The organism is Schauerella aestuarii (assembly GCF_009866805.1).
Classification (GTDB): Bacteria; Pseudomonadota; Gammaproteobacteria; order Burkholderiales; family Burkholderiaceae_B; genus Schauerella; species Schauerella aestuarii.
This window is the reverse complement of the sequence record NZ_SIZW01000043.1, coordinates 337,750-349,017: the sequence shown is the minus strand read 5'-3', so window position 1 is coordinate 349,017 and position 11,268 is coordinate 337,750. Positions and strand designations below refer to the sequence as shown.

At 61.6% G+C, this 11,268-nt stretch carries 9 protein-coding genes; 2 read left to right on the top strand and 7 right to left on the bottom strand.

Annotated elements, in window-relative coordinates; translation table 11 throughout:
• Positions 1–16: 16 nt before the first annotated feature.
• Positions 17–1,912: an ATP-dependent zinc metalloprotease FtsH gene (gene ftsH, locus EYW45_RS21000; protein WP_161137407.1), complete on the bottom strand. Its 1,896-nt coding sequence runs from the start codon at positions 1,910–1,912 to the stop codon at positions 17–19.
• Positions 1,913–2,060: 148 nt separating this feature from the next.
• The gene (locus tag EYW45_RS20995; protein ID WP_161137406.1) at positions 2,061–2,702 is read right to left on the bottom strand and encodes an RlmE family RNA methyltransferase; all 642 of its coding nucleotides are present in this window, start codon (positions 2,700–2,702) and stop codon (positions 2,061–2,063) included.
• Between the two features lie 17 nt (positions 2,703–2,719).
• Between EYW45_RS20995 and EYW45_RS20990 the strand changes: the two genes are divergently transcribed.
• On the top strand, positions 2,720–3,352 hold the full coding sequence (locus EYW45_RS20990) for a YhbY family RNA-binding protein (RefSeq protein WP_161137405.1): 633 nt from the start codon (positions 2,720–2,722) through the stop codon (positions 3,350–3,352).
• A gap of 196 nt (positions 3,353–3,548) precedes the next feature.
• Here EYW45_RS20990 and greA read toward each other — a convergent pair whose 3' ends face one another.
• Positions 3,549–4,025 carry a transcription elongation factor GreA gene (gene greA / locus EYW45_RS20985; protein WP_161137404.1) on the bottom strand — a complete coding sequence of 159 codons (477 nt, stop codon included), beginning with the start codon at positions 4,023–4,025 and terminating at the stop codon, positions 3,549–3,551.
• Between the two features lie 216 nt (positions 4,026–4,241).
• Entirely contained in the window at positions 4,242–5,561 is a 1,320-nt protein-coding gene (locus EYW45_RS20980) for a solute carrier family 23 protein (protein ID WP_161137403.1), read from the bottom strand.
• 88 nt (positions 5,562–5,649) lie between these two features.
• Here EYW45_RS20980 and EYW45_RS20975 point away from each other — a divergent pair, with 88 nt between their 5' ends.
• On the top strand, positions 5,650–6,315 hold the full coding sequence (locus tag EYW45_RS20975) for a histidine phosphatase family protein (protein ID WP_161137402.1): 666 nt from the start codon (positions 5,650–5,652) through the stop codon (positions 6,313–6,315).
• Here EYW45_RS20975 and EYW45_RS20970 read toward each other — a convergent pair.
• Genes EYW45_RS20970 through carB form a run of 3 tightly spaced genes read right to left on the bottom strand, consistent with a single transcriptional unit; the run spans position 6,312 to position 11,259 of the window.
• Positions 6,312–7,076, bottom strand: coding sequence for an SDR family oxidoreductase (locus EYW45_RS20970; protein ID WP_328703687.1), 765 nt, complete (start codon positions 7,074–7,076; stop codon positions 6,312–6,314). The two genes, EYW45_RS20975 and EYW45_RS20970, sit on opposite strands and share 4 nt — an antisense overlap.
• Positions 7,077–7,084: 8 nt before the next feature.
• Entirely contained in the window at positions 7,085–7,981 is an 897-nt protein-coding gene (gene lpxO / locus EYW45_RS20965; RefSeq protein ID WP_161137401.1) for a lipid A hydroxylase LpxO, read from the bottom strand.
• 35 nt (positions 7,982–8,016) lie between these two features.
• Positions 8,017–11,259 (bottom strand): carbamoyl-phosphate synthase large subunit, encoded by a 3,243-nt coding sequence (gene carB, locus EYW45_RS20960; RefSeq protein WP_161137400.1) that lies wholly within the window; start codon positions 11,257–11,259, stop codon positions 8,017–8,019.
• Positions 11,260–11,268 lie beyond the last annotated feature (9 nt).

Here is an 11,268-nt window from a genome sequence, read left to right as displayed (position 1 = left end):
TTCAACAACTGAAACCTCAGACGGCAGCCGGAGCGTTGCCGCTACCCGGCGCCACGCCGGCTGCGGGCGGCGGAGGCGAATCCGGCGTATCCGAGCCTTGCGGCACCTTGGGCGGACGCGGCGGGCGACCTTCCATGATGTCGTTGATCTGGTCAGCATCGATGGTTTCCCATTCGAGCAGCGTGGCCGTCATGACTTCGACCTTGTCACGGTTTTCTTCGAGAATCTTGCGCGCCACACCGTACTGCTCGTCGATGATGCGGCGGATTTCGGAGTCCACCTTCTGCATGGTCGCTTCCGACATATGCGTGGTCTTGGTCACACTGCGGCCCAGGAACACCTCGCCTTCGTTCTCGGCGTACACCATGGGGCCGAGTTCGTCGGTCATGCCGTAGCGGGTAACGATGTCGCGCGCGATGGCCGTGGCACGTTCGAAGTCGTTCGAGGCGCCCGTGGTCATCTGGTTCATGAACAGCTCTTCAGCGATACGGCCACCGAACAGCACGGCGATCGTATCCAGCAAGCGGCTCTTGTCCATGCTGTAGCGGTCGCTTTCGGGCAACTGCATCGTGACGCCCAATGCACGGCCACGCGGAATGATCGTGACCTTGTGCACCGGATCGGTCTTGGGCAGCGAGCGGGCAACGATGGCGTGGCCGGACTCGTGGTAAGCCGTATTGCGACGCTCTTCCTCGGGCATGACGATGGAGCGGCGTTCGGCGCCCATCATGATCTTGTCCTTGGCCTTCTCGAAGTCCGACATATCGACCGTACGGCCGTTACGACGGGCAGCAAACAGCGCCGCTTCGTTGACCAGGTTGGCCAGATCGGCACCCGAGAAACCGGGGCAACCGCGAGCCAGCACGTGCGCATCGACGTTGTTGGACATCGGCACCTTGCGCATGTGCACCTTCAGGATCTGCTCGCGGCCACGAATATCGGGCAACGGCACGACCACTTGACGGTCGAAACGACCCGGACGCAGCAATGCGGGATCCAGTACGTCGGGACGGTTGGTTGCGGCGATGACGAGCACGCCTTGGCCCGACTCGAACCCGTCCATCTCGACCAGCATCTGGTTCAAGGTTTGTTCGCGTTCGTCGTTACCGCCGCCCAGACCGGCACCGCGCTGACGACCCACCGCATCGATTTCGTCGATGAAGATGATGCAAGGCGAATGCTTCTTGGCGTTTTCGAACATGTCGCGCACGCGGGCCGCGCCCACGCCGACGAACATTTCAACGAAGTCCGAACCCGAGATACTGAAGAACGGCACCTTGGCTTCGCCGGCGATGGCCTTGGCCAGCAGCGTCTTACCCGTACCCGGCGAACCCACCATCAGCACACCGCGCGGAATGCGTCCGCCCAGCTTTTGAAACTTGGTGGGATCGCGCAGGAAGTCGACCAGTTCCTGCACGTCTTCCTTGGCTTCGTCGCAACCGGCGACATCCACGAAGGTGATCTGGTTGGTATTTTCGTCGAGCATGCGAGCGCGCGACTTACCGAAGCTGAACGCCCCGCCCTTGCCGCCACCCTGCATCTGGCGCATGAAAAACACCCAGACGCCGATCAACAGCAGCATCGGGAACCAGGAGACGAAAATGCTCATCAGCAACGACGGCTCTTCGCGGGCCTTGCCCGAGACTTGCACGTTGTACTTCAGCAGATCCGAAACCATCCAGATGTCGCCCGGCGATGTGAGCGAGTACGGACGGCCGGTATCAGGCGTGACATACAGGACGTCGCCCTGCACATCGACCTTACGGACACGACCGGCCTTGGCCTGATCGATGAATTCGGTATAGCTCACGCCGTCTTGCGTCTGGGCGCGGCCGTCAAACTGCTTGAATACTGTGAACAGTACCAGCGCGATGACCATCCATACCGCGACTTTCGAAAATGAGTTGTTCAAGGTCGATCTCCCGCTCTCGCTTCCGACCTGTGGCAATGCCTTGGGGCACGTTCACATAATTAAGTCAATAATCGATTCTACCCCGGTAAACGCGGTTGCGTTTTTGGATTCCGGGGATGCTCGCGTAAACACTAACGTGCGTACCTCTTTAAGACTGCTTCTTTAGACCGCGGCCCACCAAAAACGTTTCTGAAGATTTCAGACGCGAGGCCTTCGGCTTACGCTCAACGACGCGCTTGAAGCGAAGTTTGAACGCTTCGACGATTTGGGAGAAACCACTGCCGTGAAACGCCTTGACGATCAAAGCGCCGTCGGGCTTGAGGTGTTCGCAGGCAAACTCGAGCGCCAGATCGCATACATGCTGGACGCGCGCGGAGTCCGCGACCCCTACGCCGGATAAGTTGGGGGCCATATCCGAAATTACAAGGTCGACCACCTGATCGCCGACCAGCGCGTTGAGCTGCTCGCCGACCTCATCCTCGCGGAAGTCGCCCTGGATGAATTCCACCCCGGCGATCGGCTCCATCGGCAAGATATCGAGCCCGATGATGCGACCGTCGACAACCCCCCCAGGACCCACGAGGCGCTCCCGCACCACCTGGCACCAGCTGCCGGGTGCTGCGCCCAGATCCACCACCACATCACCCTTTTTCAGCAGCTTTTCTTCGTCGAGAATCTCGATCAACTTGAAAGCACCGCGCGCGCGGTACCCTTTTTGTTGCGCCAGTTTCACATATGGGTCATTGATGTGCTGCATGACCCACTCTTTAGAAAATTTATTCTTGGCCATTCCCGTACAATTCCGCCATGCCTACATTAGAAATTACTCCGCGTGAGCGCAGCGCCCTACGCGCCGCGGCTCACCCCCTGCGTCCGGTCGTCCTGATCGGCGACAACGGCCTGTCGGACGCCGTGCTCAAGGAAATCGAGCTTAACCTGAATGCCCACGGCCTGATCAAGGTTCGTGCCGGTGGTCAGGATCGCGACGCCCGCGATGAAATGTTGCAAACCATCTGCGACAAGCTATCCTGCGCGGCGGTTCACCACCTCGGCAAGATGCTCATCCTGTATCGCCCCGGCTCGACCAAGGCCGTGCCCGGCGTCGAACCGGAGACCCCGGCTGCTGCTGCCAAGCGCCGCGCGTCCGAGCCGCATACGCCCAAGAAGCTGGCTGCCGAAGGCAAAACGCTCGAAAAACGTTCGAATCGTTCGCCCAAGAAGTTGGAAGAAGAACCGGACAATAAGCCCAAACGCTTCGATCCGTTCGCCCCGGTCAATAAAAACGGCAAACCGTTGCGTCCCGGCACGCGTAAAGTGGCTACCGGCATTCCCCGTCGTACGGGGAGCGCCATGAGCCTGCGGGCGGGTGCACGCAGTGGCGGCGCCGGTTCCGGCATCGCCCGTCTGGCGGGCGGCGCCCGCAAGACCGTCAAAAAGTAGGCAATTCGTTAGAAGCGAAACGTATGGGTTTCGCTTTTGGGATCGACCGGCCGGTGTGCAACACCGGCTTTTTTTCGTCTGGACGTACCGGCCTCGGCTTGCAGCGACTCGCCATGTGTTGGCGTTGGCCCTGAAGCGCCGCACCGGCCGTCATGAACCGGCGACGGCCCAGGGGCCGCCACCGGCCCGCCCGCGATCACACGTAGTTGACGTTCAGAATCTCGAATTCACGTACGCCCGACGGGGCTTGCACTTCGACCACATCACCTTCGGATTTGCCGATCAGCGCTCGGGCCACGGGGCTGGAAACCGAAATCTTGTTCGTGCGGATATCCGACTCGGCATCACCGACGATTTGATAGATCAGACGCTCGCCCGAATCGAGATCTTCGATATCGACCGTGGCACCGAAGACGATGCGGCCTTCGGCATCCAGCGATTTGGGATCGATGATGTGGGCGTTGGAGAGCGTACCGTCGAGCTCGGCGATACGGCCTTCCACGAAGGCCTGGCGCTCGCGCGCAGCATCGTACTCGGCGTTTTCAGACAAATCGCCTTGTGCGCGCGCTTCTGCGATGGCCGTGATCACTGACGGACGTTCGACTGTCTTCAGGCGATGGAGCTCTTCTTTCAAGCGCTCAGCCCCGCTTGCCGTGAGAGGGATGGCAGACATGTAGTTTTCCACACAAAAGATAAGACGCTCCCGAGAGGGGGAGCGTCTTGGGAGGCTGGGCCTCGGCACGGCTGCCGCAAGCGGCGACTGGGAACCCGGTCACCTCGCATCGCGAGGTCGGATTCGGCCAAGCCGTGGGGCACGCCTCGGATCGGTCAAAAATAAAACCCCGGCTCGGATATGAACCGGGGTGATGAGGTCATATTGTGGTCAAACTCAGGCAGAATTGCAAGCCGACCGCCCCCGTAGAAGCGCGTATAGAATAATCGCGCCGAAAGTGGCGGTACCAATGCCGCCCAGGGCGAAATTGCCGATTTTGAGGGTGAAATCGCCCGCGCCCAAGACGAGTGTGACCGCCGCGGTAATGAGGTTGCGGTTGTCGCTGAAATCGACCTTGTTGACCACCCAGATGCGGGCACCGGCAATGGCGATCAAGCCGAACACCACGATGGACATCCCGCCCAGCACCGGCTGCGGGATTGTCTGGATCAGGGCTCCGAATTTGGGCGAAAAGCCCAACACGATCGCAATCAGGGCCGCGATCACAAACACCAGCGACGAATAGATGCGCGTGACCGCCATGACTCCGATGTTTTCGGCATAGGTGGTGACGCCGGTGCCGCCCACGGCCCCCGATACCATGGTGGCCACGCCGTCGCCCACGAAGGCCCGTCCCATGTAGCGGTCGAGATCGCGGCCGGTCATGGCGCTGACGGCTTTGACGTGGCCAAGATTTTCGGCCACGAGGATGATGGCAACCGGCGCGATCACCGAGATCGCCGAGAACTGAAATACCGGTGCGGAAAACGTGGGCAACCCCAGCCATGCCGCGTTGGCCACGATGCTGAAATCCACGGGCTTGCCCCACCCCATCACATTGGTGGCCAGTACGTACAAGACGAATGCCACAATCAGGCCGACGAGGATCAGCAGCCGCTGGACCATCCCGCGAGTAAACACCGCCACCCCGCCCACGCAAAGGATGGTCACCAGCGCCATCGCTGCTTCGAATGTGGTGGTGCCCATGGCCCCGCGCACGGCGATCGGCGCGAGGTTCAAACCGATGACAGCCACGACGGCACCCGTGACGACCGGCGGCATCAACGACTCGATCCACCGTGAACCACCGCCGCTCGCCGCACCCGCCCCCCACACGACCAGACCGATGAGGGTATAGACCAGGCCGCACATGATGATGGCGCCCAGCGCTACCCCAATGTTGAGGTTGGCCCCGCCGCCCGCATACCCGGTGACGGCGACCACGCCGCCGATGAAGGCGAAGCTCGATCCCAGGTAACTCGGCACGCGGCCGCCCACGAACAGAAAGAAGATCAGCGTGCCGATGCCGGACATCAGAATGGCCACGTTGGGATCGAAACCCATCAGCAACGGCGCGAGCACCGTAGACCCGAACATGGCAACCACGTGCTGGGCGCCCATGGCGACATTGCGCGGCCATGACAGGATTTCATCCGGCGCAATCACCGCGCCCTCAGGTGCGTGATCGACGCGTTTCCAGGTGGGAAAGTAGGACATGAGCGGACCGGTGAGTGGGAAAAACGGGGAGTGTACTCATAGCGCCGCCGCATTTCACTAAAATGCGTGCTTCGTTTGAGAGACTTCAATGACAGAGATCTGGTTTATCCGGCACGGCGAGACCGACTGGAACCGTGTGCGACGCCTGCAAGGCTGGAAAGACATCCCCATGAACGCCGAGGGCGACGCGCAGGCGCAACGCCTGGCCACGCGCCTGGTGCGCGATGCCGAAACGCAACCGTTTGCCGCGCTCTATAGCAGCGACCTGGGCCGCACACTGGCCACCGCCCAGCCTGCCAGCGAGCAATTGGGCTTGCGGGTACGCCCTGAGCCCGGCCTGCGCGAGCGCTGCTATGGCGTGCTGGAGGGCCTGGAGGCGCATCGCCTGGAAGAGCTTGCGCCCGCCGCTTATCCGGTCTGGGCCAGCCGCGAGGTGGATGGCGTGATCGAAGGCGCCGAAACGCTGCGCCAGTTTCATTCGCGCGTGACGAGCACGGTGGACGACATCGCCGCCCGCCACGATGGCGAACGCATCCTGATGGTGACGCACGGCGGTGCGCTCGACATCATCTGGCGCCACGCCCAAGGCATCAAGCTCGACGATCCGCGCCGCACGCCCATGCTTAATGTGAGTGTGAACCGCGTCACGATCGAAGACGGCCAATGGTCGATGCAAAGCTGGGGCGATGTGTCGCACGTGTCCAATGCCGGCGCGGTGGGCGACGATGTGGTGGCAGGCCGCGCCGGCGTTTAAGGCTCGCGGCGGGGTTTGCGCGGCGCGTTGCGCGCAAACCGGTCGAATACGATATTCGGCAGCAACCGCATCACCTTCGCCACTACGCCCATCTGCCACGGAATCACACGGTATGACGTGCCGCGTGCGATCGTTTGCACCGCGCGACGGGCGAACACATCGGCATCGGTGAGAAACGGCATGCGATAGGGATTCTTGGCCGTCATCGCGGTGCGGATATAGCCCGGCGCGATGGTCACGACCCGGATGCCGTCGCCGCGCAGTTCGTTGCGCAGGCTTTCGCAGTAGGTGATCACGGCCGCCTTGGACGCACTGTAGGCGCCCGCGCCAGGCAGGCCGCGAATGCCGGCCACGCTGGCGATGCCCACCAGCCTGCCTTCGCCCCGCGCGCGCATGCCCTCGATGAAGGGTTCGAAGGTCGCCACCGTGGCCAGCACATTGGTGGCGATGATCGCATCGAACACGTCGAAGTCGTCGTGCTGATCGGTGAGCGTGCCGGCGCTGATGCCGGCGTTGGCGATCACGACGTCCACGCGGCCCGCATGGTGGTGCTGAAAATCGTGCGCGGCGGCATGGAGCGCCGCGCGATTGCGCACATCCAACGCGTAGCAGCGGTGACGCCCGCCGAGTTCGGCATTGAGCGCCTGCAACACCTCACCGCGGCGCGCCACCAAGCCAAGCGTTGCGCCTTGTGCCGCATATTCGCGGGCGAGGGCCATGCCCAAGCCGCTGCTGGCGCCCGTGATGAAGACGTGCAGCACGTGTGACGTCACAGAAAAATCCACGCCAGGATGGCAATCACCAGCAGCCATTTTGAGGCGTAGTAAAGCGGTTTGCTCTTCTTGCGCAGCCGTTTGCCGAAGCGCCGAACGGCGTACACCGTACCGAAAATGCGATTGATGCCGCCAGTACGATCGCCTTCCTGGTTGGGCGAGGCCGCCGCACGCAGCAGGATCACGCTGAAGAAATGATTGATAGCCTGCGCCCAGCGATAACGCATGGGCCGCTCGATATCCGCAAACAAAATGATGCGATTGACGTCGGTTTTGTTTTCCGCGTAGTGGATGTAAGTCTCGTCGAACATCACCGCCTCGCCGTCACGCCAGTGATAGCGCTCGCCATCCACCTCGATGAAACAGGCGGGGTCGTTGGGCGTGATCAAGCCAAGGTGATAGCGCAACGATCCCGCATACGGGTCGCGATGGCGCGGCAGTTTGCTGCCTGGCGGCAATGCCGCAAACATCGCCGCCTTCACCGATGGAATGCCCGCCAGCAACTGCGTGGTGACAGGGCATAGGGCCGTCGCAGAAGGATGATCGGTGTCGTACCACTTGAGGTAGAACCGCTTCCAGCCACTCTTGAAGAAGGAGTTGAAGCCTGCGTCGTTGTAGCTGCCTGCCACCTTGATGTGGCCCGCGGAAAACAGTTGCACGGCTTCGGCGCGGATGTCGTCGGCGCGCGCTCTCAGAACCTCAAGTTCCGGAAACGCGGCCAGCGGCAGATACGGCTGATTGGGTACACCGGAAAAGGCATACATGAACACGTTGATCGGCCCGGTAAACGTCGAGTGATCGAGCGCTTGCCGGGAAAATCGGTGTCGTACCTTTCCGCGGTAATGAACAATGAAACCACACACAATGAATATTGCGAGAATGATCCACTTCACCGCGGTCTCCTACACCCGATGTACTACCGTACAGTTTACTTCTTCAACAATTGAGCGTGCAATTCCTGCAGAGGATAGACCTGCAGGCCATGCCCCTCGCGCAAATACTGCATGCCTTCCACAGCGGCGCGCGCTCCGGCCAGGGTGGTGAAGAACGTGACGTTGCCGGCCAAGGCTTGCGTACGAATCTGACGCGAGTCGGCGATGGCATTGCGGCGTTCTTCGACGGTGTTGACCACCAGCGAGATCTCGCCGTTTTTCAGCAGGTCGACGATGTGCGGACGACCTTCGGTGACCTTGTTCACGTACTGCACCGGAATGCTGGCCGCTTCGATGGCTGCCCCCGTGCCGCGCGTGGCGACGATCTTGAAGCCCAGGCCGTGCAAACCGCGTGCTACTTCAACCGCACGCGTTTTGTCCTGATCCTTCACGCTGATAAACGCGGTGCCGGACTCGGGCAGGCGCACGCTGGCGGCCATCTGCGATTTGACGAAGGCTTCGCCGAAGCTCTTGCCCACGCCCATCACTTCGCCGGTCGACTTCATTTCGGGGCCGAGGATGGTATCTACACCCGGGAACTTCACGAACGGGAATACCGCTTCCTTGACCGAGAAGTACTCGGGCACGACTTCTTCGGTCACGCCTTGCGCGGCCAGCGTGATGCCGGCCATCGCCCGGGCGGCGATCTTGGCCAACTGCAGCCCCGTCGCCTTCGACACGTAAGGCACCGTGCGCGAGGCACGCGGGTTCACTTCCAGCACATACACGTCGCCCTTTTGAATGGCGAACTGCACGTTCATCAGGCCTTTGACGTTGAGCGCACGGGCCATCATGCTGGTCTGGCGCTTGATTTCGGCGATCACTTCCGGCGACAACGAGTACGGCGGCAAGCTGCAGGCGGAGTCGCCCGAGTGCACGCCGGCTTGTTCGATATGCTCCATCACGCCGCCGATGAACACCTGCTCGCCGTCAGCCAGGCAGTCCACATCGACTTCGGTGGCGTCGTTCAGGAAGCGATCCAGCAGCACGGGCGAATCGTTGCTCACCTTTACGGCTTCGCGCATGTAGCGCTCGAGGTCTTGCTGCTCGTGCACGATCTCCATGGCGCGGCCGCCCAGCACGTAGCTGGGACGCACGACCAGGGGATAACCGATTTCGGCCGCATGCGACAGCGCTTCGGCTTCGGTGCGGGCCGTGCGGTTGGGCGGCTGACGCAGGCCGAGCTTGTTGAGCAGCTTCTGGAAGCGCTCGCGATCCTCGGCGATGTCGATCGACTCGGGGCTGGTGCCGATGATGGGCACACCGTTGGCTTCGAGCGCACGCGCCAGCTTCAACGGCGTTTGGCCGCCATACTGGACGATCATGCCCACGGGCTTTTCGACGTGCACGATCTCGAGCACGTCTTCGAGCGTCAGCGGCTCGAAGTACAGGCGATCGGAGGTGTCGTAGTCGGTGGATACGGTTTCGGGGTTGCAGTTGACCATGATGGTTTCGAAACCATCTTCGCGCAGGGCGAGCGCGGCATGCACGCAGCAATAGTCGAACTCGATGCCCTGGCCGATCCGGTTGGGGCCGCCGCCCAGCACGATGATCTTCTTGCGATCGGTGGGTTTGGCTTCGCACTCTTCCTCGTAGGTCGAGTACATGTAGGCCGTATCGGTGGCGAATTCAGCCGCGCACGTATCCACGCGCTTGTAGACCGGTCGCACGTCGAACTGATGGCGCACCTTGCGCACTTCGGCTTCTACCGTATCCAGCAGGAACGCCAGGCGACGATCGGAAAAACCGCGGCGCTTGAGCTGGAACATCGTGTCGCGGTCGAGATCGGCGAGCGTTTTTTGCTCGAGCGCGAGCTCGATGTCGACGATTTCCTTGATCTGCGACAGGAACCACGGATCGATCTTGGTCAGCGCATGCACCTCGTCGAGCGAGAAGCCCTGTGCGAAAGCATCGCCCACATACCAGATGCGTTCCGGACCGGGCTCGCCCAGTTCGATCTGCAGTTTTTCGCGATCGGTGGTTTTCTGGTTCAGACCATCGACGCCCACTTCCAGACCGCGCAGGGCTTTCTGGAACGACTCCTGGAAGGTGCGGCCGATGGCCATCACTTCGCCGACCGACTTCATCTGCGTGGTCAGGCGCGCATCGGCGGTGGGGAATTTTTCGAAGGCGAAACGCGGCACCTTGGTGACGACGTAATCGATCGAGGGCTCGAACGATGCGGGGGTCTGGCCGCCCGTGATTTCGTTTTTCAGCTCATCCAGCGTGTAGCCGATGGCCAGGCGTGCCGCCACCTTCGCGATCGGGAAACCCGTGGCCTTGGAGGCCAGTGCCGACGAACGCGACACACGCGGGTTCATTTCGATCACGATCATGCGGCCGTTTTGCGGATTGACGGCGAACTGCACGTTCGAGCCGCCCGTATCCACGCCGATCTCGCGCAACACCGCGATCGATGCATTACGCATGATCTGGTATTCCTTGTCCGTCAGCGTTTGCGCGGGTGCCACCGTGATGGAGTCGCCCGTGTGTACGCCCATCGGATCGAGGTTTTCGATCGAGCAGACGATGATGCAGTTGTCGGCGCGGTCGCGCACGACTTCCATCTCGAATTCCTTCCAGCCGAGCAGCGATTCTTCGATCAGCAGCTCATTGGTGGGCGACGCTTCGATGCCGCGACGGCAGATGGTTTCGAATTCTTCGGCGTTATAGGCAATGCCACCGCCCGATCCACCCATGGTGAAGCTGGGACGGATCACGACCGGGAAGCCCGCGGTACCAGCTTCGGCTGCGATCCGGCGCTGCACTTCCCACGCTTCGTCCAGCGTGTGCGCCACGCCCGACTTGGCCGATTCCAGGCCGATGGCGCTCATGGCCACCTTGAACTTCTGGCGGTCTTCAGCCTTCTCGATGGCGTGTTCGTTGGCGCCGATCAGTTCCACATTGTGCTTTTCGAGCACGCCCTGGCGGGCCAGATCGAGTGCGCAGTTCAGCGCGGTCTGGCCGCCCATCGTGGGCAACAGCGCATCGGGCTTCTCGCGCTCGATGATCTTTTCCACCGCTTGCCACGTAATGGGCTCGATATAGGTGACGTCGGCCGTTTCCGGGTCCGTCATGATCGTGGCGGGGTTGCTGTTGACCAGGATGACGCGGTAGCCCTCGGCCTTCAGGGCCTTGCAGGCTTGCGCGCCGGAATAATCGAATTCGCAGGCCTGACCGATGATGATCGGGCCGGCGCCGATGATGAGGATGCTTTTGAGGTCTGTACGCTTAGGCATGATGCAATC

Bases quoted from the DNA above. Each gene is read 5' to 3' on its own strand.
- carB (WP_161137400.1), bottom strand. From the start codon at position 11,259: ATGCCTAAGCGTACAGACCTCAAAAGCATCCTCATCATCGGCGCCGGC.
- greA (WP_161137404.1), bottom strand. From the start codon at position 4,025: ATGTCTGCCATCCCTCTCACGGCAAGCGGGGCTGAGCGCTTGAAAGAA.
- EYW45_RS20975 (WP_161137402.1), top strand. From the start codon at position 5,650: ATGACAGAGATCTGGTTTATCCGGCACGGCGAGACCGACTGGAACCGT.
- EYW45_RS20990 (WP_161137405.1), top strand. From the start codon at position 2,720: ATGCCTACATTAGAAATTACTCCGCGTGAGCGCAGCGCCCTACGCGCC.
- EYW45_RS20995 (WP_161137406.1), bottom strand. From the start codon at position 2,702: ATGGCCAAGAATAAATTTTCTAAAGAGTGGGTCATGCAGCACATCAAT.
- EYW45_RS20980 (WP_161137403.1), bottom strand. From the start codon at position 5,561: ATGTCCTACTTTCCCACCTGGAAACGCGTCGATCACGCACCTGAGGGC.